The organism is Flavobacterium sp. RSSB_23 (assembly GCF_051547145.1).
Taxonomy (GTDB): domain Bacteria; phylum Bacteroidota; class Bacteroidia; order Flavobacteriales; family Flavobacteriaceae; genus Flavobacterium.
In genome coordinates this window covers 68716-93186 of the sequence record NZ_JBPTTO010000005.1, presented here as the reverse complement: position 1 = coordinate 93186, position 24471 = coordinate 68716, and the positions used below count along the sequence as shown (strand labels likewise).

Here is a 24471-nt window from a genome sequence, read left to right as displayed (position 1 = left end):
TAAAAATTCTTAACTATCTTTGCAAAAAATTTAAGCAATGCCCAAAATTGGCAACATAGAACTTCCAGATTTTCCTTTACTTCTTGCACCTATGGAAGACGTAAGCGACCCGCCTTTTCGTAGATTGTGCAAAATGCACGGTGCCGACTTGATGTATTCCGAGTTTATTTCTTCTGAAGGATTGATTCGCGATGCCATCAAGAGCCGAATGAAGTTGGATATTTTCGATTACGAACGTCCCGTTGGAATACAAATCTTCGGTGGCGATGAAGAAGCGATGGCGTTATCTTCTAAAATCGTTTCTACCGTAAATCCAGATTTAATTGATATCAATTTTGGTTGTCCCGTAAAGAAAGTGGTTTGTAAAGGCGCTGGAGCAGGAGTTCTAAAAGACGTTGATTTGATGATTCGTTTGACCAAAGCAGTTATTGATAGCACGCATTTACCCGTAACCGTAAAAACCCGTTTGGGCTGGGATGATAATTCTATCAACATCGATGAGGTGGCCGAGCGTTTGCAAGATATTGGCGTTGCTGCATTGAGCATTCACGCTAGGACACGTGCTCAAATGTACAAAGGCCATTCGGATTGGTCTCACATTGCTCGAATCAAAAATAATCCAAGAATTACGATGCCGATTTTTGGAAATGGTGATATCGATTCTCCTGAAAAAGCTTTAGAATACAAAAACAAATACGGAGTCGACGGGATTATGATTGGTCGTGCCGCTATTGGTTATCCTTGGATTTTTAACGAAATCAAGCATTTCTTTAAGACGGGAGAACATCTGGCAAAACCCACGGTGGCTGACAGAGTAGAAGCGGTTCGTAACCACTTGACTTGGGCTATGGATTGGAAAGGCGAACGTCACGGAATTGTAGAAACAAGACCACATTATACCAATTATTTCAAAGGAATTCATTCGTTCAAAACCTACAAACAACAATTGGTTACTCTTGATAAACCTGAAGAATTATTTGCAGTTCTTGACGAGATTATCGACGCTTATTCTGGGTATGAAGTGGTGTAAATAAATGGTTTAGCTACCTTGTTTTTTACTATATTTGACTAAACAATAGTTATTATGAGTGTTCAAGCAGAAAAATCTTTTTTAATTGATTTACTTCAAAATAGTAATGATGCTTCATTTATTCAGAAGGTAAAAAACTTTGTTTTGAAGGAAATGGAAGCTATTCCTTTAACTGAAAATCAAAAAAAGGAATTGGATAAAAGAATAGTAGAGCATCAGGAAAATCCTAATTCTGGTTTGGATGCTTTTGATTTTTTAGATAAGCTAGCATCCAAATATGAATTATAAAAAGCTTATTCTAAAGACAAATGCTGCCGTTGAAATAGAAGAAATAATGGCTTTTTATGCGTCTAAAAATCTGGCGATATATAAAAATTCTCTTCCGAACTCAAAAAAGCATTTCAAGTAATTCAACGAAACCCAGAAAGTTTTCAATATAGATATTCAAAAATTAGGGTGTTTTGGTTGCGGAAATTTCCCTATGGATTGTATTATTTTATAGAAGAACAAGAAATTGTGATTATTGCGTTTTGGCATTCAAAAGAAGATATTCCCAATAAGTTACCTAAAATTTTATAGTCTTTTAATCTAACAACTTCTTCGTAACTCGACTACTAGCAATCAACGAAGCTAAAAAGCCAAGAGTTATTATTGTAGCCATTACTATAGCTATATTTTCAAAACTAAAAACGACTGGATAAGCTAATGTTGGGGTAATCATAATCCACTCGAATTGTTGTTGCAATAGCACAATTACGATGCCCAAAAGCAATCCAATGATTCCGCCATATACACTCAACAAAGTCCCTTGTAGCAAGAAAATATTGCGAAGACTCTTGATTTCGGTTCCGAGATTGAATAAGGTTTTCAGATTTCCTTTTTTGTCTAAAATCATCATAATCAAAGCGCCAATCAAGTTAAAAAGCGCCACGACAATCACTAAAGTAAAAATCAAATACACCGCGATATTTTCGGTGTTCAACATTTTATAAAGCGACTCGTTTAGTTGCGCTCTGTTTTTTAGCGTGATTTTATTCTTGAAAATCGTTTGTAATTGCTCAATAATAGCTTCTTCATCAGCATTTGGCTTGAGTTTAAATTCCATCCCAGAAATTTGATTGGGTTGGTATTCTAGTAATTCTTGCGCCAAGCTTAAATCGGCAAAAACATATTTTGAATCCAAATCTTCACTAATCGAATAAATCCCAATCGGAATCAAATCCGTTTGATTGAAGGCTTCCGAGGGAATAGTAATCGTCCCTTTTCCCGGTCTTGGCACCATAACTTCTAGCGCCGTATTGTAGTCAAACAAACCCATCGAAAATTTTTGCGCCATACCGTATCCTACTACAACTTGATAGGTGTTGGGTTGCAGCCATTGCCCGTTGTACAATTTTTTTTCAATGGCGTTTACTTTGGTGAATTGCGTGTCTACTCCTTTCAAATAAGTCACTTCTTGCTTGTCTGCAAAAGTAAAAAGCACTCGTTCTTCAATAATCTTGGAGAACGAAGCGATTCCAGCTATTTTTTTGATTTCTTGATTTTGTTGGGGAGTAACAAAAAACGATTTGCCAAGGGTAGGCGTCGCTTTTAAATCGGGGTCAATTTCGTTGGTAAACGAAAGGCTAAATTCTTTCAAACCGCTAAATACCGACAGCACCACAAAAAGCGCCATAGCACCCACAATGATGCCCAAACTAGCTATACGATTGATGATGTTAATAGCGCTGTTTTTGCTATTACTTCTAAGGTATCGGTGCGCGATGTAAAGCGGAAAATTCAATTTAAAACTGTCTGCGTTTTTCTAATAAATCTCTGTTTTCAATAGGATTTTCTTGATTTTTCAAGGCATTGTCGATTTTCTCGATATAATCCAACGAGTCATCAATAAAGAAAACCAAATTAGGAACTCTACGCAATTGCAAACGAACACGTTGTGACAAATCGTGTTTAATCAAGTTGGTATTCGTTTTTATAGCTGCCAAGGTTTCTTGTGCTTTTTCTTGAGGGAAAATACTTAAATGCACCGTAGCTACCGATAAATCTGAGGTTACCACTACTTTGGATACTGAAATTACTAAGTTAGTAACGCCATTTTTTCTCACTTCACCTTGCAAAATGTCCACCAAATCTTTTTGGATTACACCGCCTATTTTTTTCTGTCTATTTGTTTCCATACTGCAAAAATACTACTTTTAAGCTTTATTCGAACAAATTTTCAACGTAACAATCCTGATTCTAAAATAATCCGATTGATAATCAGGAGCTATTTCCTGCTGTACGCTATATCTTTGCTGCCTCGTCCCAAAAGACGAGGCAGCAAAGGATGCCGCTTCCATCAGGGCTAGGGTTTAGGATAATCGAGAAAATTTATTTTTATTGTTCACTATTATCCTTTCAGAGTTTTGAGAGGTTAAGCCGAAAAGTTTACAAACAATCACAACTATGCAAAGCACTTCCTTTTCAATTTATGACGCATCTGCTGGCTCTGGGAAGACGTATGCATTGGTCAAAGAATACCTCAAAATAATTTTGGTCGCCCCCAAAAACGATGCCTATCGCCATATTCTAGCCATCACTTTTACCAACAAAGCGGTGCAAGAAATGAAGAGCCGAATTGTAGGTAGTCTATCCGAATTTGCCAAAGACGAACCCAATGCCAAAGCACTTGATTTAATGCAAGATTTGGCTATTGATACTCAGTTGTCTTTGATTCAAATCAAAACCAAAGCGCAACAAATCATCAAGCATATTATTCATAATTATGCGGCTTTTGATATTTCTACCATCGATAAATTTACCCATAAAGTCATTCGCGCTTTTGCTCTCGATTTGAATCTCCCGATGACTTTCGAAGTGACGTTGGATACCGAAAATTTATTAATCGAAACCGTAGATGCCATTATTGCTCAAGCTGGCGAAGATGCAACCCTAACGCAACTACTCATCGATTTCACTATGGAGAAAACCGATGATGATAAGTCTTGGGACATTTCAAGAGAAATATTAGAAACGGGTCGACTAGTGCTTAATGAGAATAATCGTAATGAAATTGCGCAATTTCAAGACACTACGATTGGTGAATTTGTAAAAATAAAAGAGAAATTACTGCAGCTCAATCGCGATTTAGAACAAGAGACCATGTCTGGGGCAGCTGCAATTTTAGAACAAATCAATTCGAATGGCATTGATTCAAAATCATTTTCTGGGGCTTATTTTCCAACGCATCTTTTAAGTATTCAGGAAGGAAACTTTAATCCTAAGAATAAAACCTATCACGAATTTGAGGATATAAAAATCAACAAAACAGCCAAAGATAGAGCGATTATAGAGGCTTTAATTCCTGAGTTTTTGAGTCAGTTAGCTGCTATTTATAAAATCTTTGAAAAGATTAATTTTTATAAAGCCTTTCTAAAAAACATCACGCCTTTATCTTTATTGAATACGGTCAGCAACGAATTGGCCAAAATTCAAGAAGAGCAGAATGTGCTTTCAATTGCAGAGTTCAATGCTATTATTCATCGAGAAATTCAAAACCAACCTGCGCCTTTTATTTATGAGCGTTTGGGTGAGCGCTATCGTCATTTTTTTATCGATGAGTTTCAAGATACTTCCGAAATGCAATGGCAAAATCTCATTCCGCTAATTGATAATGCCTTGGCGGGTCAAGATGATTATGGCGTAAAAGGAACTTTGATGATTGTGGGTGACCCCAAACAATCCATTTATCGTTGGAGAGGAGGAAAAGCAGAGCAATTTATCGCTTTGAGCAAAGACCATAATCCGTTTAGCAATCCAGATAAAAAGCTGATTCACTTGGATAAGAATTATCGAAGTTATTCTGAAGTCATTGACTTTAATAATGCTTTTTTCAAGATGTTATCGGCTGAATTTACCAATAAAGATTACAAAGACTTATACGAAAATCACAGCCACCAAAAATCGAATGATAAAACGGGAGGCTATGTAAATATCTCTTTTATTCCTCAGTCAGTCACAAATGAGGAAGAGGAGGAAACACTTGATAAAACAGAATTGTATGTTTTGGCAACATTGCAAACGATTCAAAAAGTAATCGCTCAAGGGTTTGAATACAAAGACATTGTTATTCTTACCCGAAAACGCGAGCAAGGAATTGCGGTTGCGAATTATTTAACGGAACAAAACATTCCGTTGTTGTCCTCAGAAACCTTGATGATTCAAAACGCCACCGAAGTCCGTTTTTTGATTCATTTATTGAAGTATTTGAACAATAGCAATGACTTAGAAGCTAAGGTGAATTTTTTGTATTTCATTGCTAAAAACAAACAAGATGTAGTAGCTGTCCCTGATTGTATCGCACAAGGAATGGCATTGTCAAACGAAGCTGATTTTGAAGGTTGGCTGCAACAGCAATTCGGGGTGCAATTTTCATTTCAGGATATCCGAAAAAAAGCTTTGTATGAAGCAGTTGAGATTAGTATTGCTAAGTTTCTGAATGCAGCAAACAGTAATTCTTATGTGCAATATTTTTTAGATATTGTACTTGAGCGAGACATTCGTAATCAAGCTGGAATAGCAGATTTTTTACTGTTTTGGGAGAAAAATGGCTCCAAATTCAGTATTCCTTCTCCAGAAGGCAGCAATGCAGTCCGAATAATGACCATTCATAAATCCAAAGGGCTGGAGTTTCCAGTGGTAATTATGCCTTTTGCAGAAGAAGATTATTCACGGAAACCCAAAGATAAATTATGGCTCGATGCTGAAAAAGAAGAGCTCGGATTAGAAAAAGTCTTGGTAGATAATAGTAGTGCGGTTGAGGGTTTTGGTGCAGAAGCATCATTGGTTTACAATCAAAAGAAAGAAGAAGAATTGTTAGACAATATCAATGTGTTATATGTGGCATTGACTAGGGCAGAAGAGCAATTGTATATTATTTCTAATATGAATTTATCCAATAAAGGTGCTTTGCCTAAGAATAATATGTGTACTTTTTTTATCAATTATTTAGAGAGTAAAAATCAATTTGATAGCGAAAAATTAACCTATGAATTTGGTTCTGCTACCAAGCTTTCAAAATCGGTAAAACATATCGATTCCACCAAGTCAATTCCAGTAATGGAAGCGTTTTTAGACCCAAAAAACATCAAGATTGCGCAAAAAGAAGCCTTAATGTGGGGCACGCAACAGCAAGAGGCAATTGCTTACGGAAACGTGGTGCACGAAATCTTATCACTGGTAAAATATCAAAAGGATATAGAAAAGGCCGTTGAGATAGCTTTGGCAAATGGTTGGATTCATTTCGAGCAAACTGCAACGGTAACTCAAACGATTCAAGCCATTGTATCACATCCTGAGTTGGAGGGGTATTTTGAGGAAGGGAATCAGGTTTTTAACGAACAAGCCATTATTCAAACAGAAGGAAAAACAATGAAACCCGACCGAATGGTTTTGAAAGGGGGCAATGAAATGCTGTTGTTGGATTACAAAACAGGAGTTCATAATGTTAAATATCAGCAGCAACTGGAGAATTATCAAGATGCTATTGAGAAAATGGGATATAAAGTAGTTAAAAAGGTATTGGTATATATCGGATTAGCAATCGATATAGTAAATTTGTCATAAAAACTAAATTTAGAATATAAAAACATATACTATGTACGGTAAGATACAAGAATACTTGCAAAACGAATTGCAAACCATCGAAGCTAATGGCCTTTTTAAAAAAGAAAGAATCATTACTTCAGCTCAAGGGGCAGAAATTACAGTGAATGGCGAAACGGTACTTAATTTTTGTGCCAATAATTATTTGGGACTTTCTTCGCATCCCGAAGTAATACAAGCCGCAAAAGATACTTTAGATTCTCACGGCTTTGGAATGTCATCCGTTCGTTTCATTTGTGGTACACAGGATATTCACAAAACCTTAGAAAAAAAGATTGCCGATTTTTACGGTACCGAAGATACTATATTATACGCTGCAGCTTTTGATGCTAATGGAGGTGTTTTTGAACCTTTATTAGGAGAGCAAGATTGTATCATTTCAGATAGTTTGAACCACGCTTCTATAATAGATGGAGTACGTTTGTGTAAAGCGGCTCGTTATCGTTATGAAAACAGTAATATTGAGGATTTGGAACAGCAACTAATCAAGGCTACCGAAGCAGGTACCCGTTTTAAATTGATTGTTACTGATGGGGTTTTCTCAATGGATGGACTTGTGGCGCCTTTAGATAAAATTTGTGATTTAGCAGATAAATACGAAGCAATGGTAATGGTAGACGAATGTCACGCTGCAGGTTTTATTGGAGCCACAGGAAAAGGAACATTGGAAGCTAAAGGAGTTATGGGACGTGTGGATATAATTACCGGTACACTCGGAAAAGCCTTGGGAGGTGCTATGGGAGGTTACACGACAGCTAAAAAAGAAATAATTGAAATTTTGCGTCAACGTTCCAGACCTTATTTGTTTTCTAATTCATTAGCACCAGCAATTGTTGGGGCATCTATTAAGGTCTTTGAATTGTTGGAAAAAGACACATCTCTTAGAGACCAATTAGAGTGGAATACCAACTATTTCAAACAAGGAATGATTAAAGCTGGTTTTGATATTATTGATGGCGATTCTGCTATTGTTCCTGTAATGTTATACGATGCGAAGTTGGCACAAACAATGGCCAATGAGTTGTTAAAAAACGGAGTTTATGTTATAGGTTTCTTTTTTCCTGTAGTGCCAAAAGAGAAGGCTAGAATCAGAGTGCAGTTGTCTGCCAGCCATACTAAGACGCACTTAGATAAGGCGTTGAGTGCTTTTGAAAAAGTGGGAAAACAATTAAAAGTTATTTAATTTCACTGATTTTGTTTTTTTTTGTAGGTTTTTTTTAGCTTTTAATTTTGCTGATAAAAATTAAGTTGCTATTTTTGTTTATAATTAACTAAATTTTAATAGAATCATTATGAAACATCTTAACAAACTTTTAGTTGCTGTATTGATGGCTGCGGGTTTATCTTCGCAAGCGCAGGACAGTAACAATCCATGGGCAATTACCATTGGAGCAAATGCGGTTGACTATAGAACAAGCGCTGGTCCAGGACATGTGAATTGGTTTCAACAACACTTTTCTCAACCTTTCGACGTGAAAACCAATTGGAACATTCTTCCTTCTGTATCTTATCTTAATGTATCAAGATATATTGGAAGCGGTTTTACATTCGGATTGTCTGGATCTGTTAACAAAATTGACAAATATGTTAACCATGTTCCAACTGCTGCAAACGCTGACAGTAGAGGTATGAGTGTAACAAATCCTGGTGATTTGATGTACTACGGAATTGATGGTACTGTTAAATACAGTTTCTTGGAATTAATTGGTACTAAATGGTTTGATCCAAGTTTACAAGCTGGAGGAGGTTATACTTTCTTAGGTGATGAAAGCTACGGTCATGCTAACTTAGGTGTTGGTTTGACTTTTTGGTTTACTGAAAATGTTGGTTTAGCATTAGCTTCTACATACAAAATGGCTTTGCCAAATGATAATAGAAATTATGTAAACACAGCAAATCCAGACAAACCATCTTACGCACAACACACTGCTGGTATCGTATTCAAATTTGGAGGTAAAGATACTGATGGAGACGGAATCTACGATAAAGATGACGCTTGTCCAGAAGTTGCTGGTTTAAAACAATTCAATGGATGTCCTGATACTGACGGTGACGGAATCGTTGACGGAAGTGATGCTTGTCCAGATGTTGCTGGTTTAGCTGCTTTCAACGGATGTCCTGATACAGACGGTGACGGAATCGCTGATAAAGATGACGCTTGTCCAGATGTTGCTGGTCCAGCTTCAACTAAAGGTTGTCCTGATACTGACGGTGATGGTCTTGCTGATAAAGATGACAAATGTCCTAAAGAAGCTGGTCCAAGAGATAACCAAGGTTGTCCAGTACCTGTAGTATTAGATGCTGATAAAGATGGTGTTCCAGATGCAGAAGATGCTTGTCCATTGGTACCTGGTCCAAAAGAAAATAATGGTTGTCCTTATGTAACTAAAGAAACTTTAGAGAAAGTTAAGTTAGAAGCTAGATCAGTATTCTTTGTTACTGGTAAAGCTGAATTACAAACAGCAGATAAAGGTGAGACTTCTAAAAGATTAGATGCAATTAAAGAAATCTTAAAAGATTATCCAAATGCGAAATGGTCTATCGAAGGTCACACTGATAATGTTGGTAAGAAAGCATCTAATTTAAAACTTTCTCAAGCTAGAGCTAAAGCAGTTATGGATGCTTTAATAGCTAGAGGTTTGAAAGCTGAAAATCTATCATCTAAAGGATTTGGTGATAGTAAACCTGCTGCAACAAATAAAACTGCTAAAGGTAGAGCTGAAAACAGAAGAACTGAAATCATTTATGTTGGAGGTGCTGATGTTGATATCAAAAAATAATATTTAAATACTATTTTTTTAAAAGCCGTTCTTAATTGAACGGCTTTTTTTTATATTTATAAAATGACAAATGCTACTTTTCTAGACCAAATTGCGACTCAATTAATCACTAATTATTCGGGAAATTTTTCGAATATTGTTGTGGTACTACCCAATAAGAGGGCTAAAATCTTTTTAATAGAGGCTTTAAAAAGACAAATTACTGGAACTGTTTTTTGTCCTGAAATAACTAGTGTTGAAGATTTTGTACAAGAGGTTTCTGGAATTCGTTCTATAGATTCGATTGCCTTATTATTTGAATTTTATGAAGTGTATTTGTCAATCACTTCCAAACAAAACCAGCAATCTTTTGAATTATTTGCCAACTGGGCGAAAATGTTATTGCAGGATTTTAATGAAATTGATCGCTATTTGTTGGATCCGAAACACGTTTTATCTTATTTAAAAGATATTGAAGACATAAAAAAATGGGGAATAGCAGTAGAAGATAAAACGCAATTACTTGAAAATTATATTGATTTCTGGAAATTGTTGCCTCATTATTACCAATCGTTATACCGCTATTTGTTAGAGAAGAAAATAGGGTATCAAGGTTTAATTTATAGAGAAGCAGTAACTAATCTTCCTGTATTTTCAAGCAATGGTGATGCAACCTTTTATGTATTTGCTGGATTTAATGCCTTGAATGCTGCCGAAGAAAAAATTATTCAGCATTTAATGGTTAATGATAGAGCTACCATTTTTTGGGATGCTGATCAAACATTTTTAAATGACCCCTATCACGACGCGGGATTATTTATTCGAAGATTTAAAGAAAGTTGGAAGTACTACAAATCCCACCCTTTTGAGTGGATACTTGATGATTTTTCTAAGGCAAAAAACATTCACGTAATCGGTACTCCCAAAACTATTGGGCAAGCCAAAATTGTAGGTAGTCTTATTGAAAAGACCATTGCTGAACAAGAAACGCCTAATCTCGATAAAGTGGCGGTAGTTTTAGGCGAGGAAAATCTTTTGGTGCCGTTGTTGTATTCTCTTCCTGCTTCGGTTGGCGCGTTAAATATTACTATGGGATATTCTAGTAAAAATAACCCAGCGCAATTGTTAGTAGCGAAATTATTTAAAATGCATACGAATGCTTTGAAAAGGAATCCTTCTCAATATGTGTTTTATTATAAAGATGTGCTCGATATTCTTACGCATCCACTGGTAGAATCTTTTGCTAATGCGAATCACTTGGTTCGCATTATAAAAGAGAATAATTACACTTTTATTACACACAAGAAAATAATTGAGCTCCAATCTAAAACGAATGCTTTATTCGATTTGTTGTTTCAAAAATGGGACAACGGTTCTATGGCAGTTTTAGATGTTATTTCTAGTTTGTTGTTGCTCTTACGTAATAATTTGAGTAATGATAATGAAGAAGAGAAATTGACCAAGGCTTTTGTGTATTCAATTTTTACGGTGATTAATAAGTTGAAGAGTTATTATGCTCAACATTTGCAGATTGATCAAATACCGACTCTTTTTGCTATTTACAAACAGATAATTGATTTGGCTGAGGTTTCCTTTGAAGGAGAGCCGTTGAATGGTTTGCAAATTATGGGAGTTTTGGAAAGCAGGGTACTGGATTTTGATACCGTCATAGTGACTTCAATGAATGAAGGGAAATTTCCGGCGGGTAAGTCTATGAATTCTTTTATTCCTTATGATGTCAAAAGAGAATTGGGATTGCCCACTTTTAAAGAAAAAGATGCTATTTATACCTATCACTTTTATCATTTATTACAACGTGCCAAAACTATTTATTTGATTTACAATACCGAAAATGAGGGATTAGATGGTGGTGAAAAAAGCCGTTTCATCACACAGCTCGAAGTGGAGCAACGTCCGAATCATAAACTTACTCACGAGATTTACAATGCCACTGTTCCTGATTCGGCTTACTTGCCGATGAGTGTTGAAAAGTCGCCATTGGTTATGGAGCGTTTGAAAGAGATTGCAGAGAAAGGATTTTCACCTTCGGCATTGACTAGTTATATTCGTAATCCTATCGATTTTTATTTTAAAAAAATAGTGCGTATTCGAGACACAGAAGAAGTCGAAGAGACTATTGCCTTGAATACTTTAGGTACAATTATTCACAAGACCTTGGAGGAATTGTACACGCCTTTTATCGACAAGTTCATTTCGGAACAAGATATCGAGCAGGCTATTCAAAAAATTGATTCCGAGGTGTTGAAACAATTTAAATTGGTTTATAAAGAAGGTGAAATTTCCAAAGGACGCAATTTATTAGCTTTTGAAGTAGCGAAACGCAACGTCTTTAATTTCTTAAAGTCCGAATTGCAATCGATAAAAGCGGGTGATGCTGTTAAAATTTTGTCTTTGGAAGCGACTTTTGAGCGCGTTTTGGAGCATCCGAGTTTGCCTTTTCCAGTGAAAATTGCAGGGAATGTTGACCGAATAGAAGTCCGAAACGGTACCATCCGAATTATTGATTACAAAACTGGTAAAGTTGAAAAAGGCAATGTTACCTTAAAAGCTTGGAACGGATTAGTGGATGACATTAAAAATGACAAAATCATTCAAATTTTGGCGTATGCATTTATGTATGAAACCCTTGCCAAAGAACAACCCATGCAAGCGGGTATTATCTCTTTTAAAAATAGTAAAGCTGGATTTTTGCCTTTTACTTTAAAAGAAGAAAAAACTGAAGAAACTACTATTAATGCAACTATTTTGACTGCTTATTTGGAGCAATTGGTTGGCTTGTTACAAGAGATTTTAGACCCTGCAATTCCGTTCAAGGAAAAAGTATAATTGGATATGAGTTGGGTAAAAATCATCCTTATTTTTCAGTTTTTTAAATCCACCATTTTGCTTAATTGTACGGTTTGTCTCTTGCCTTTATTATTTGGAGGGACGGAGTTTTTTAATAGTTGTTTTTTGAGTATAGGTTTTTTTTCTAGTCTTTTGTTTAAAGAGATTAATCGTAAAAATGAGTATTTGTTTTACTATAATAATCAGATTTCTAAACCTGTTTTGTTTTTGATTTCTTGGATGATGTCTTTTGTGTTGCTTGTATTACTGAATTTAGTGTGTCATTTTATTATGGAATTTTAGGATGAAACACGTTTTAGAAATAGATAGTATTCAGAAAAAGTTTGGTTTAAAACCAATTCTTTCTGATGTTTATTTGAAATGCGAAACGGGAGATATTGTAGGACTTTTGGGGAGAAATGGTTCTGGTAAATCCACATTATTGCAGATTATTTTTGGCATTTTAAAAGCTGATTTTAAATTTATTCGAGTGGACGGTGTGGTAAAGTCCAAAACAAGTGAATTGTTTAATGAGATAAGTTATTTATCACAAGATGATTTTCTGCCAAGAAATTTTAGCGTAGCCAAAGTAATAGCTTTATCCATAAAGAAGGATAAAATCAATGACTTTTATTGTGATGAAACGATAACAACTTTAAAGAATAAAAGCATTGGTGAATTGTCTTCGGGAGAATTAAGGTATTTAGAGATTAAGTTGGTGCTAAACTATCCTTCTAAGTTTGTTATTCTTGATGAACCCTACAATGGGTTGTCGCCCTTATTAATTGAAAAGATAAATGATTTAATTCTTAAAAATTCTGCTCAAAAAGGGATAATTATAACGGACCATAATTATGAAAGCATAATTGGTATATCCACGCGGTTGACTTTATTAAAAGAAGGTAAATTACACCACATCAAAAATAAAGAGGAGCTGGTCGAAAAAGGATATCTATCTCGATGAATACTTTAAATTTTCTTCAAAAATTGCATTAATACTTCGCTTAACTCCGTTTCATTTTCGATGTGGCTCATATGACCGTCTGGGAAAGTTACCAATTCAACGGTGGTTCCTTGAATTTGAGTGACGGTTTCTTCGTAGTTCAAAACGGGGTCTTTTTTTCCTAGAATTAATACTTTAGGAAAAGCAGTAGTGTGGAGCAAGACTTCTCGGTCTTTGCGGATTTTCATCCCTTCGAGAGAGGCGACGATGCCTTGAAGGGGAGTTTGTAAAGCTTCGATTTTTACTTTTTCGATGCGGTCGTTCAAACGGTCGCGGTTGTCTTCGCTGAATAAGTTGGCGATAGAAAGACGAATAAATGTTTCGTAATCTTTTTTTACTGCTATAATGGCGCGGTCTCGGTTGGTTTTGCGTTCGGGACTGTCTTCTTTGGCGGTGGAGTTGAGTAACACTAATCCTTTGACGCTTTCAGGATACAACTCGGAATAGGCTAAAGCTACGTAACCGCCCATTGAGTGTCCGATGAAAACTGCTTTGCGGAGACGCAAACTAGAAAGCACTTCGTGTACCGCATCGGCATTGTCTTCCATGGTTTGGATGTAACCCATAGGTTCGGTTTGGCCGTGACCTAACAAATCGATGGTGATGACGCGGTATTTTTGACTCAAAACGGGTACTAAAGCATTCCACATCGATTGGTTTTCTAGGAAGCCGTGCAATAAAACAACAGCGGTTCCTTTTCCCGTGTCGGTGAATGCGATTGAGGTGTTTTTGTAGTGAAGGGTTTTCAAAGCTCAAATGTTTTTGCAAAAGTACTTTTTATTTCTAGACTTTTTGAATTCAAAATGTAACCAAAAAAAGCCAAATGTTGGTTTTTAGCCCCGATAGGAGTGGAAATCCTCTAGTGCCGGGGTTCGGTACTAGAGATTGTAGCGGATAGCGGGACGGTGTTTCCAAAAAATCCCTATGCTTACTGCTCCTAAAAAAAATACCCCAAAATTGGTGTCTTTTGGGGTAGGGTGTTTTTGAAATTTTTCTGTTATTAGAAGCGATTATCGCCGTCTAAAAGATTGCCCAATCCGCCCAAAAGGCTGCCTTCTTCACGGCTACTTCCGCCTGCTCTTGGGGCTGAAGCAATGATACGGTCGGCCAATCTAGAGAACGGAAGCGACTGAATGTACACTGTTCCAGGGCCACGCAAAGTCGCGTAAAACAAGCCTTCACCACCAAAAAGAGAGTTTTTGATGCCGCCAATAAACTCGATATCATAATCGACATCTTGGGTGAAACCTACGATACAGCCGGTGTCTACTTTGAGGATTTCGCCAGGTTGTAATTCTTTTTTGGCTAAAGTTCCGCCTGAATGTACGAAAGCCATTCCGTCGCCTTCTAGTTTTTGCATGATGAAACCTTCGCCACCAAAAAGTCCTGTACCTAATTTTTTGGAGAATTCAATACCAACGGCTACGCCCTTGGCAGCGCAAAGGAATGCGTTCTTTTGGCAAATGAATTTTCCGCCAAATTGTCTTAAATCAATTGGAATGATTTTTCCGGGATAAGGCGAGGCAAAAGAGACTTTGCTTTTGTTGTAATTTTGATTGATAAAGGCGGTCATAAACAGGCTTTCTCCGGTTAGAACTCTTTTTCCTGCGCTTAGTAATTTGCCAAACAAACCCGTTTGTTGTTGGGAACCGTCTCCGAAAATGGTTTCCATTTGGATGCCATTGTCCATCATCATAAAACTTCCCGCTTCGGCAATGACAATTTCTTGTGGGTCGAGTTCTATTTCTACATATTGCATTTCTTCACCATAAATATGGTAGTCTATTTCGTGTGCTATCATGATTTTGTGTTTTAGGGTTTAAGGAATTAGTAAGTGGTTAAATTGAAATGTTACATTTTTAGACATAAAAAAACGGCATCCAGAACAGATGCCGTTAGTTATATTTATTTTTAATTCTACTTTTTCGTGAGAATTAGTGCAATTCGTGTTCTATTTTTATGCGTTCATTAAGCTTTCGATTTCGTCTGCTTCAATCGGAATGTTGCGCATCAAATTGAATGGTTCTCCTGATTTTTGAATTACCACATCGTCTTCAATTCGGATACCGAAACCTTCGGCAGGAATATAAATTCCAGGTTCTACGGTAAACACCATATTGGCTTCCATTGGTTCGTGGAGCAATCCATAATCGTGTGTGTCGAGTCCCATATGGTGAGAAGTCCCGTGCATAAAATATTTTTTGTAAGCTGGCCAATCAGGATTTTCGTTTTGAACGTCGGCTTTGTCAATCAGACCTAAACCTAATAATTCAGAAGTCATAATTTTGCCCACTTCTACGTGGTATTGTTTCCAAAGGGTACCCGGAGTAAGCATTTTTGTAGCTTCGTTTTTCACACGAAGAACAGCGTTGTACACGGCTTTTTGTCTTTCAGAATAGCGACCAGAAACTGGTATGGTACGGGTTAAGTCGCTTGAATAATTGGCGTATTCGGCCGCTACATCTAGCAACAATAAATCGCCCGCTTTGCATTGTTGGTTGTTTTCAATGTAATGCAATACATTGGCATTATTTCCAGAAGCAATAATGGGTGTGTAGGCAAAACCTTTGGAACGGTTGCGAACGAACTCGTGAATCAATTCGGCTTCGACTTCATATTCCATTACGTTGGGCTTCACAAAAGAAAGCAAACGGCGGAACCCTTTTTCGGTGATGTTACACGCTTGTTGGATTAAATCGATTTCTTCGGTTTCTTTTATGGAGCGAATGCGTTGCAAAATTGGGTTGCTTTTGGCTACGGTATGCGCTGGATATTGTGCTTTCCATTTTTTGATAAAACGGTCTTCACGGGTTTCGGTTTCTACAGCTGAACGATAGTGTTCGTTGGTGTTGATGTACATTACTTCGGCATACATCATAATTTCTTTCAAGGTTTTGTCAAAATCTTGTAGCCAAAAAACTGTTTTGATTCCTGATACCTGAAACGCACGCTCTTTGGTTAGTTTTTCGCCTTCCCAAATCGCAATGTGCTCATTGGTTTCTCTCAAGAAAAGGATTTCTTTTAAGTGCTCGTAAGGCGCATCTGGGAATAATAACAAAATGCTTTCTTCTTGATCTACACCGGATAAATAGAAAATATCTCTATGTTGTGCAAAAGGTAAAGTGCTATCGGCAGAAACAGGATATATGTCGTTTGAATTAAAAACCGCAACGCTTTTCGGTTTCATTTGAGCAGTGAATTTTTCTCTATTTTTTACAAAAAGCCCACTGTTTATTTGATGATATTTCATAACAACCAATTATTTATTAGTAATACTCAAAAATAGTAACTTTAGTAGAAACGGGTGTTAATTTGGGTATAAAATTTTTGAGTCTCTATTTTAATGCTTAATTTTCGTTCAAAATTGATGTAAATGAAAAGTCGCAAGGCCTAAAATTAGTTCAAAGAGAGATTAATTTTTGTGCGACTTCCTAATTCCTCTAAAAAAATAGTTTTTACATATGAAAAAAATTGCCTTCTTAATCAGTGCCTTGACCTTTAGTATTTCCTGGGGCCAAAATGGTACTACTACCACGACGCCAACTTTGTTTCAAGAGTTGACTTTGCAAAATGTGGGCCCCACAGTAATGAGTGGACGCGTAGTAGATGTGGCCGTAAATCCTGAGAATCCTATCGAATTTTATGTAGCTTATGCCTCAGGTGGTTTGTGGTATTCGAATACTAATGGTTTGAGAATGGAACCTGTGATGGATACGGCACCTACACTAAATTGTGGTTCTCTCTTTGTGGATTGGAAATCAGGGATGATTCTGGTAGGTACAGGAGAAATCAATTCTTCGAGATCTTCTTATGCAGGGATAGGTTTGTTGCAATCTTTTGACAAAGGAAAAACCTGGAAAAATATAGGATTGACCGACAGTCATCATATCAGTAAAATTTTGGTTAACCCAAAAAATAGCAATGAGATTATTGTTGGAGTGGCGGGACATTTATACACTAAAAACAAGGAAAGAGGTGTTTTTAAAACAACCGATGGTGGAAAATCGTGGCAACAAGTGTTGTTTGTAAATGATGAAACCGGAGTGATTGATATGGCTGTGGCCGAAAGTAATTTTGACGTTATCTACGCCAGTGCTTGGCAGAAAGACAGAAAAGCACACAATTTTAATGGAAACGGAAAAGCTTCTGGTATTTACAAAAGTACCGATGCAGGATCGACTTGGCAGTTGATTTCTACCCCAGAAAGTGGCTTTCCTTCGGATGAATTCGTCGGGCGTATTGGATTATCGGCTTTTACTTCAGACATCATTTATGCTGTGATGGATAATCAAAAAATGCGACCTTCGGCTAAAAAAGAAAAAGATCCCAACGATGAAGATCCAGAGGTAATTGGAGCTGAAGTTTTCAAATCCATCAACGGAGGGAAAACGTGGGTAAAAACCAATACGAGTTTTATTGATGATTTTTACTCTAGTTATGGCTATTATTTTGGTGACATCACGGTAGATCCAAAAAACCAAGAACGCATTTATATAACGGGTGTTCCGTTGTTGTTTTCAGATAATGGAGGGAAAACATTTCAAGCTATTGATGGTGACAATGTGCACTCCGATCATCACGTAGTTTGGATCAATCCTAATAATCCGAATCATTTGGTTAACGGAAATGACGGTGGTTTGAATATTACCTATGATAATGGAAAATCGTGGCAGTTATGCAACAGTATTCCAGTGGGTCAGTTTTATGCAGTAAATGTTGATGAACAAGAACCGTATAATATTTATGGTGGGTTGCAGGATAATGGCGTTTGGGTTGGAGCGAGTAATTACAGTGCTTCTATTGGCTGGCAACAAGAAGGAAAATATCCTTATGCCAGATTAATGGGTGGCGATGGGATGCAAATCCAAATCGACAAACGTAATCCTAATATCGTTTTTACAGGCTACCAATACGGAAGTTACTACCGCATCAATCGTGCGGATGAATCTAAAAGTAAATTCATTGCACCGAAAGCCAAAAAAGGAGATAAACCTTATCGATACAATTGGCAATCACCTATTTTATTGTCATCTCACAATCAAGACATTTTGTATTTAGGTTCCAATTTTTTACACCGTTCTATGAATCAAGGTGATACTTGGACGGCTATTTCACCCGATTTAACTCAAGGAGGTAAACAAGGGAATGTGGCTTTTGGAACCTTGACGACTATCAGCGAAAGTCCTTTCGAGTTTGGAGTGTTGTATACCGGTAGCGATGATGGTTTAGTACAATTTACCAATAACGGAGGCGTGAGTTGGAAAGTGATTTCGACTGCTTTGCCACAAAACCTTTGGGTAAGTAGAGTAGTGGCTTCTGCCCACAAAAAAGAACGCGTTTATGTAACGCTCAATGGCTATCGCAATGACGATTTTACGAGTTATGTGTATGTTTCAGAAGATGCAGGGCAAACTTGGAAAAGTATTGCAAACAATCTTCCTGCAAGTCCAGTCAATGTGATTTTAGAAGACAGCGTTTTGGATAGCGTGTTGTATGTAGGAACTGACAATGGCCTTTACATTTCTGTTGACGGCGGTGCTTCTTGGCAAGATTTCTCAAACGGAATGCCTCCTGTTGCGGTTCACGATTTGGTGATTCAAAAGAAAGCCAAAGATTTAATTGTGGGGACACACGGTCGCTCGGTATACAAAGTGAGTTTGAAACAAGTACAAGAATTGAAAAAAGAGGTTTTAGACAAAACTCTTTATGTGTATGAAGTCAAAAACACAACAAAATCCGAAAGATGGGGTTCGAAACGTGGCGCTTGGGGTGACGAGTTTATTCCAAAAAATGAACTTTGGTTTTATACCAATTCCGCTGGAAATGTTAGTGTTCAATTAGAAAACTCTTCTAAAGAAATCGTGTATTCAACCACTGTTGCTGCCCAAAAAGGATTGAACAAAGTGGTTTATGATTTAGCAATCGACAAAGCTGCGGCCGACAAATGGATGGCAAAAGATAAAAAGCTAAAAATAACGCCTGCTAAAAACGGCAAGTATTATTTGCCAGTAGCTAAATATATTTGGAGCCTTGCAAAAGACAAAGAGAAAGCGACAACTCCTTTCGAAATTGTAGCACCTAAATAAAACACGGTTTAGAATAAAAACAAATTTGACAATCCGTTACTTGAACCAATAATAAAAATGGCACGCAGATGATGCAGATTTAAACGAATTTTTACATACAAATCAGCGAAAATCCGTACCATCCGTGTTCCATTTTTGGTACACATAGCGGATAGTCAAAAAAACAAAAGGCACGATTCCAAGTTGGTTTCGTGCCTTTTTTTGGCAAACATCTTTAACAATTAAACTTCTAAAATATTTTTAAAATTGTGCCACTTCTGTTGAGTCTTTCATTGCGGTCGTAGACGCTTTTCCAGTAGTAACCGTATTTTGAACAGCATCAAAATAGCTCGTTCCCACAAAACCTTGGTGTTTTACCGCTCTAAAACCGTGTTGTTGCAAAGCAAATTCTCTTTCTTGCAATTCAGAGTAGCCCGCCATACCTCTTTCTTTGTAAGCTTTAGACAATTCAAACATACTCGTGTTCAAAGCGTGGAATCCAGCCAAAGTAATGAATTGGAATTTATACCCCATAGCCGCCAAGTCTTCTCTAAAGGTTTCCATTTCAGCAACTGATAGTTTCGCTGCCCAGTTGAACGAAGGCGAACAGTTGTAAGCCAACATTTTTCCTGGATATTTCGCGTGAATCGCATCGGCAAATTGTTTTGCGTAAGCCAAATCAGGATTGCTGGTTTCCATCCAAATCAAATCAGCATACGGCGCATAACTCAACCCACGGTCAATACCTTGCTCCACACCACAGTTTACATAGAAGAAGCCTTCGTCTGTTTTTTCTCCTGTAATGAATTTGGCATCTCTTGGGTCTATATCGCTTGTCAATAAGTTTGCAGCATCCGCATCCGTTCTTGCTACAATTAGGGTTGGTGTTCCCATTACGTCAGCAGCCAAACGCGCAGCGATTAATTTATTGATGGCTTCTTGCGTAGGAACCAAAACTTTTCCGCCCAAGTGTCCGCATTTTTTAGCAGAACTCAATTGGTCTTCAAAGTGTACGCCCGCTGCACCCGCTTCAATCATTGATTTCATCAATTCAAAAGCGTTCAAGTTTCCTCCAAAACCTGCCTCGGCATCGGCAACAATCGGAACCAAATAGTCTTTTTTATCTGCGGTTTTGTTCACCACTTGAATTTGGTCAGCGCGCAACAAAGCGTTGTTGATTCTTTTTACTACCAAAGGAACACTATTGGCAGGATACAATGATTGGTCAGGATACATTTCGCCGGCCACATTCGCATCGGCCGCCACTTGCCAGCCACTTAAGTAAATCGCTTCTAGACCAGCTTCCACTTCTTGAATGGCTTGATTACCGGTCAATGCGCCTAATCCGGCAACAAAATCCTGCGATTTCAATCGGTTCCAAAGTTTCGTAGCGCCCATTCTAGCGATACTGTGTTCAATTTGATACGAACCTTGCAATTGTACCACTTCTTCAGCGGTGTAAGGACGTTCAATGCCTTCCCATCTTGGGTTCGTCAACCAATCAGTTACTAATTCTTGAATGCGTTTCTCGGTGGTTTTCATAATTTTTGATTTAAGTTTTTTGGTTTTTTATTTTGGTTTGTTTTGATTTCAATAATTGAAAAAGCTATTTTCAGGAGCGGCAATCAAAGGGCTTTTTCAGGAAGTATGGTTCCCGCTCTCCGTTATATCTCTGTCCTCGCTCGTTCGCGAGTACAGAGGATGCCACTGCTATCGGGGCTAAAAGCCAGCATAGTGAATTCTTGTTAGTAATAGCCAATCACGAAGTACTAGAAACGTACACCCAACGACTAAGAACTATACACTAAGTACTATTCATTAATCACTAGAGTTAAAAAGCTAACGACTAAGAACTATCCACTAAGTACTAAGGACTAATCACTAATTACTAATCACTAAGTACTACTCACTATAAATACTTATACCCCGGTATCGTCAAGAACTCTACAAATTTTTTGTTCACTACCAGTTGGTCTAGTAATTTTTCTGCCAAGATGTAGTTTTCCTCCTCGTGTGCTCGGTCACCCACTTGCTTTCTGATTTTTTCATATTCTTCCAAAGCAATGCGGTGGTACAATTTGGTCGTTAATTTTTCACCCGAATCCAACGTCACTTCATTTTGAAGCCATTGCCACAATTGCGACCTTGAGATTTCGGCCGTGGCGGCATCCTCCATCAAGTGATGAATCGCTGCAGCGCCTTGACCGTTTAGCCAAGAAGTGATGTACAGCACGGCCACATTTACGTTTTTGCGAATCCCTTCTTCGGTAATCGTTCCTACTGGAATTTGCAACAAATCCGCTTCGGTAATTTGCAAATCCGCTCTTTTGATGTGAATATGATTTTTGGTCATCATATTTTCATTAAACACTTTCATCGCTATCGGAACCAAATCAGGATGCGCTACCCAAGTTCCGTCGTGTCCGTTTCTTGCTTCTCTTTCTTTGTCGGCAATCACTTTTTTGAAGGCGATTTCGTTGGCTTCAGGGTCATTCTTAATCGGAATTTGTGCTGCCATTCCGCCCATTGCGTGAATGTTTCGTTTATGACAACGCTGAATCACCAATTTAGAATAAGCGTCCATAAAAGGAGAAGTCATTGTTACTTGGTCACGGTTTGGTACGATAAAGGCAGGATTATTTCTGAATTTTTTGATGTATGAAAAAATATAGTCCCAACGCCCGCAGTTCAAGCCTACGATATGGTCTCGTAATTCGTAGATGATTTCATCCAACTGAAAACTAGCGGTTATGGTTTCAATCAAAACCGTTGCTTTAAACGTGCCGTGTTGCTCTCCAAGGTATTCTTGTGCAAATTCAAACACTTCGTTCCACCATCTGGCTTCCAAATAATGTTCTAATTTGGGTAAGTAAAAATAAGGAGCCGAACCGTTTCTGGCCAATTGGTCGTGATTGTGAAAAGCATACAACCCAAAGTCAATCAAAGAACCAGAAGCTTCTTCGTCTTCTATCAAGATGTGCTTTTCGTTCAAGTGTAATCCTCTTGGGCGTACAATCAAAACGGCTGTTTTTTCTTTTAGTGCATATTTTTTATTGCGTAAAGGGTCGTCAAGTGTTATGGTTTTATTTACGGCATCTTTTAGGTTTTGTTGCCCTTCCATTATGTTGTCCCAAGTAGGCGAAGTACTGTCTTCAAAATCGGCCATAAAAGTTTTAGCACCTGAATTCAAAGCGTTAATCACCATTTTTCTATCTACTGGTCCTGTGATTTCCACTCGTCTATCGATTAAATCTTTTGGGATTGGAGCTGCTTGCCAGTTGCTTTCTCTAATGCTTTTGGTCTCCAAAGGAAAGGTGGGTAACACGCCATTATCAAATTGGACTTGTTGTGCTTTGCGGGCTTCTAAAAGTTCCAATCGTTTAGCATTGAAATTTTCGTGTAAAGCCGTCAAAAAATCGATGGCTTCTTCGGTTAAAATGTTCTTTTGTTGTGCAATTTCTTCATTCAAAAATTGCCATTTTTTTTCGGTGGTTTCGGTTAGTGTTTTCATAACTAGTTCATTTTGATATTGCAATACTACAAAAAGTTTTTTACAAAACAAGCGAACGTTCGCAAAAAATAAAAAAAATGTTTTTTGCGTATTTTGGTTTTTTAATTTATCTTTGATTTTATGAACATAGAGAAAGATTATATTAAGTTGATTTTTGGGCTTAAACTCAAGCAGGCTCGAATGAATAAGGATTTGTCTTTATTCGGTTTGGCGAAGATTACGGAGTTGTCCAAATCGTATTTGAACGAAATCGAAAAAGGGAAAAAATATCCCAAAACGGATAAAATTATTCTGCTTGCCGAAAAACTAGAGGTTTCTTATGACCAAATGGTGTCTTTGAAACTCGATAATAATCTGGCTCCTATCGGTGAAATTTTGAAATCTGGTGTGTTGAAAGAAATTCCGTTGGAGTTGTTTGGTATCCAAGAAGCCGATTTGATTGACATTATTGCCAATGCACCTGCAAAAGTGACGGCTTTCATCAGTACGATTATCGAAATTGCACAGCATTATAATCTTACGCGAGAAAGCTTCTTTTTGGCGTCTCTGCGTTCCTATCAAGAAGCGCACAATAATTATTTTGAAGATTTAGAAGAAAAGGTATTGCTGTTCTGCAAAGCCTTTCACGTGGATGTAACCACGAATATTTCTATCGAGGAGTTAAAGGCGATTCTAAAAGAGGAATACGGCTATACCATCAAAGAATTGGTGTTTTCCGAACAAGAAGAAATGGGGGATTTACGCTCAATTTATGTGCCAACGAGCAAAACCTTATTGCTTTCGGATGAAATTGATGAAGGGCAAAAGGCTTTTGTTTTAGCCAAAGAAATCGCTTATAATTTTATGGAAATAAAAGAGCGTTTGTACACGTTCAGTTGGATTAAATTCGACAATTTTGACCAAGTCTTGAATAATTTTTATGCCTCTTATTTTGCAGGAGCATTATTGTTGCCTAGACAAAAGTTGATTGATGAATTGAATTTGTTTTTGGCCAAAGAGAATCCAAAACCACAAGAAATGGTGCAATTGATGACGCAATTCAACGTCTCGCCAGAATCCTTCTATCAGCGATTGACGAATATTTTGCCAAAGGATTTCAATTTGAAAAACTTATTTTTCTTGCGTTTGTCTCACAAAATAGGTGCCGATACCTACCAAATCAAAAAGGAACTACATATTACTAATCAGCAGGAACCGCATGCTAACGAAATGAACGAGCACTACTGCCGCAGGTGGGTGTCGATTAAAACCATTGAGCAATTGTTAGCACAAGGCAAGACGCATTTTTTTGATGCGCAAGTATCGCGTTATGAAAACAGCAGCAATGAATATTTAGTCTTTTCTTCGGCTACTCCCGATCCGTTTAAGAAAGATTGTTTGCGAAGTATTTCGGTGGGGATTTTAATCACGCCATCGGTAAAGAAAAAGTTCAAATTCTTAGAAGGCGATGTGGTGCCTAAACAATTGGTGGGTGTAACTTGCGAAACTTGTGCGGTGAAAGATTGCCAAGAGCGCGCCTCAGAACCCATTCATCTCAATCAAAAAATACGCAACGAAAACACCGAAGCCATCGTTCAGAAATATATGGCGAAGTTTAGTTAAAGCTTAGTCTA

General features: G+C 37.5%; 16 protein-coding genes and 1 pseudogene. 10 read left to right on the top strand and 7 right to left on the bottom strand.

Annotated elements, in window-relative coordinates; translation table 11 throughout:
* Positions 1-37 precede the first annotated feature (37 nt).
* The 3 genes and pseudogenes from dusB to ACSVH9_RS09820 all read left to right on the top strand — a co-directional run.
* Positions 38-1030, top strand: a complete 993-nt coding sequence (dusB, locus tag ACSVH9_RS09830) for a tRNA dihydrouridine synthase DusB (protein WP_438063565.1) — start codon at positions 38-40, stop codon at positions 1028-1030.
* 54 nt (positions 1031-1084) lie between these two features.
* Complete coding sequence (locus ACSVH9_RS09825) at positions 1085-1318, top strand: hypothetical protein (RefSeq protein WP_438063564.1); 234 nt, start codon at positions 1085-1087, stop codon at positions 1316-1318.
* A gap of 99 nt (positions 1319-1417) precedes the next feature.
* Positions 1418-1609 (top strand): annotated as a pseudogene (locus ACSVH9_RS09820) (type II toxin-antitoxin system RelE/ParE family toxin); the annotation flags it as partial.
* A 4-nt stretch (positions 1610-1613) separates the two neighbouring features.
* Here ACSVH9_RS09820 and ACSVH9_RS09815 read toward each other — a convergent pair.
* Together ACSVH9_RS09815 and rbfA are read right to left on the bottom strand one after the other, a co-directional pair.
* Positions 1614-2813, bottom strand: coding sequence for an ABC transporter permease (locus ACSVH9_RS09815; protein WP_438063563.1), 1200 nt, complete (start codon positions 2811-2813; stop codon positions 1614-1616).
* A 1-nt stretch (position 2814) separates the two neighbouring features.
* Complete coding sequence (gene rbfA, locus ACSVH9_RS09810) at positions 2815-3207, bottom strand: 30S ribosome-binding factor RbfA (RefSeq protein ID WP_298294690.1); 393 nt, start codon at positions 3205-3207, stop codon at positions 2815-2817.
* 268 nt (positions 3208-3475) lie between these two features.
* Here rbfA and ACSVH9_RS09805 point away from each other — a divergent pair, with 268 nt between their 5' ends.
* The 5 genes from ACSVH9_RS09805 (at position 3476) to ACSVH9_RS09785 (ending at position 13243) form a co-directional block, all read left to right on the top strand.
* Positions 3476-6634, top strand: a complete 3159-nt coding sequence (locus ACSVH9_RS09805; protein WP_438063562.1) for a UvrD-helicase domain-containing protein — start codon at positions 3476-3478, stop codon at positions 6632-6634.
* Between the two features lie 31 nt (positions 6635-6665).
* Complete coding sequence (gene kbl / locus ACSVH9_RS09800) at positions 6666-7856, top strand: glycine C-acetyltransferase (RefSeq protein ID WP_438063561.1); 1191 nt, start codon at positions 6666-6668, stop codon at positions 7854-7856.
* 109 nt (positions 7857-7965) lie between these two features.
* Complete coding sequence (locus tag ACSVH9_RS09795) at positions 7966-9453, top strand: OmpA family protein (RefSeq protein ID WP_438063560.1); 1488 nt, start codon at positions 7966-7968, stop codon at positions 9451-9453.
* A 63-nt stretch (positions 9454-9516) separates the two neighbouring features.
* On the top strand, positions 9517-12279 hold the full coding sequence (locus tag ACSVH9_RS09790) for a PD-(D/E)XK nuclease family protein (RefSeq protein WP_438063559.1): 2763 nt from the start codon (positions 9517-9519) through the stop codon (positions 12277-12279).
* Between the two features lie 304 nt (positions 12280-12583).
* Entirely contained in the window at positions 12584-13243 is a 660-nt protein-coding gene (locus ACSVH9_RS09785; protein ID WP_438063558.1) for an ATP-binding cassette domain-containing protein, read from the top strand.
* Positions 13244-13248: 5 nt separating this feature from the next.
* Here the strand turns inward: ACSVH9_RS09785 and ACSVH9_RS09780 are convergent, their stop codons facing one another.
* The 3 genes from ACSVH9_RS09780 to ACSVH9_RS09770 all read right to left on the bottom strand — a co-directional run bounded on the left by ACSVH9_RS09780 (position 13249) and on the right by ACSVH9_RS09770 (position 16532).
* Complete coding sequence (locus ACSVH9_RS09780; RefSeq protein WP_438063557.1) at positions 13249-14031, bottom strand: alpha/beta fold hydrolase; 783 nt, start codon at positions 14029-14031, stop codon at positions 13249-13251.
* A 251-nt stretch (positions 14032-14282) separates the two neighbouring features.
* Positions 14283-15083: a TIGR00266 family protein gene (locus ACSVH9_RS09775; protein ID WP_298294678.1), complete on the bottom strand. Its 801-nt coding sequence runs from the start codon at positions 15081-15083 to the stop codon at positions 14283-14285.
* A 156-nt stretch (positions 15084-15239) separates the two neighbouring features.
* Positions 15240-16532, bottom strand: coding sequence for an aminopeptidase P family protein (locus ACSVH9_RS09770; protein WP_024979971.1), 1293 nt, complete (start codon positions 16530-16532; stop codon positions 15240-15242).
* 211 nt (positions 16533-16743) lie between these two features.
* Here ACSVH9_RS09770 and ACSVH9_RS09765 point away from each other — a divergent pair, with 211 nt between their 5' ends.
* Positions 16744-19368, top strand: coding sequence for a WD40/YVTN/BNR-like repeat-containing protein (locus ACSVH9_RS09765; RefSeq protein ID WP_438063556.1), 2625 nt, complete (start codon positions 16744-16746; stop codon positions 19366-19368).
* Between the two features lie 240 nt (positions 19369-19608).
* On the opposite strand, the gene aceA is transcribed toward ACSVH9_RS09765, so the two are convergent.
* Together aceA and aceB are read right to left on the bottom strand one after the other, a co-directional pair.
* Positions 19609-20889 carry an isocitrate lyase gene (gene aceA / locus ACSVH9_RS09760; RefSeq protein ID WP_438063555.1) on the bottom strand — a complete coding sequence of 427 codons (1281 nt, stop codon included), beginning with the start codon at positions 20887-20889 and terminating at the stop codon, positions 19609-19611.
* 367 nt (positions 20890-21256) lie between these two features.
* Positions 21257-22858 carry a malate synthase A gene (gene aceB, locus ACSVH9_RS09755; RefSeq protein WP_438063554.1) on the bottom strand — a complete coding sequence of 534 codons (1602 nt, stop codon included), beginning with the start codon at positions 22856-22858 and terminating at the stop codon, positions 21257-21259.
* Between the two features lie 120 nt (positions 22859-22978).
* Between aceB and ACSVH9_RS09750 the strand changes: the two genes are divergently transcribed.
* On the top strand, positions 22979-24460 hold the full coding sequence (locus tag ACSVH9_RS09750; protein WP_438063553.1) for a helix-turn-helix domain-containing protein: 1482 nt from the start codon (positions 22979-22981) through the stop codon (positions 24458-24460).
* Positions 24461-24471 lie beyond the last annotated feature (11 nt).

What these genes read in the sequence shown, in the direction of transcription:
- dusB (WP_438063565.1), top strand. Translation starts at nt 38, where the DNA reads ATGCCCAAAATTGGCAACATAGAACTTCCAGATTTTCCTTTACTTCTT.
- ACSVH9_RS09825 (WP_438063564.1), top strand. Translation starts at nt 1,085, where the DNA reads ATGAGTGTTCAAGCAGAAAAATCTTTTTTAATTGATTTACTTCAAAAT.
- rbfA (WP_298294690.1), bottom strand. Translation starts at nt 3,207, where the DNA reads ATGGAAACAAATAGACAGAAAAAAATAGGCGGTGTAATCCAAAAAGAT.
- ACSVH9_RS09805 (WP_438063562.1), top strand. Translation starts at nt 3,476, where the DNA reads ATGCAAAGCACTTCCTTTTCAATTTATGACGCATCTGCTGGCTCTGGG.
- kbl (WP_438063561.1), top strand. Translation starts at nt 6,666, where the DNA reads ATGTACGGTAAGATACAAGAATACTTGCAAAACGAATTGCAAACCATC.
- ACSVH9_RS09795 (WP_438063560.1), top strand. Translation starts at nt 7,966, where the DNA reads ATGAAACATCTTAACAAACTTTTAGTTGCTGTATTGATGGCTGCGGGT.
- ACSVH9_RS09790 (WP_438063559.1), top strand. Translation starts at nt 9,517, where the DNA reads ATGACAAATGCTACTTTTCTAGACCAAATTGCGACTCAATTAATCACT.
- ACSVH9_RS09785 (WP_438063558.1), top strand. Translation starts at nt 12,584, where the DNA reads ATGAAACACGTTTTAGAAATAGATAGTATTCAGAAAAAGTTTGGTTTA.
- ACSVH9_RS09775 (WP_298294678.1), bottom strand. Translation starts at nt 15,083, where the DNA reads ATGATAGCACACGAAATAGACTACCATATTTATGGTGAAGAAATGCAA.
- ACSVH9_RS09770 (WP_024979971.1), bottom strand. Translation starts at nt 16,532, where the DNA reads ATGAAATATCATCAAATAAACAGTGGGCTTTTTGTAAAAAATAGAGAA.
- ACSVH9_RS09765 (WP_438063556.1), top strand. Translation starts at nt 16,744, where the DNA reads ATGAAAAAAATTGCCTTCTTAATCAGTGCCTTGACCTTTAGTATTTCC.
- aceA (WP_438063555.1), bottom strand. Translation starts at nt 20,889, where the DNA reads ATGAAAACCACCGAGAAACGCATTCAAGAATTAGTAACTGATTGGTTG.
- aceB (WP_438063554.1), bottom strand. Translation starts at nt 22,858, where the DNA reads ATGAAAACACTAACCGAAACCACCGAAAAAAAATGGCAATTTTTGAAT.
- ACSVH9_RS09750 (WP_438063553.1), top strand. Translation starts at nt 22,979, where the DNA reads ATGAACATAGAGAAAGATTATATTAAGTTGATTTTTGGGCTTAAACTC.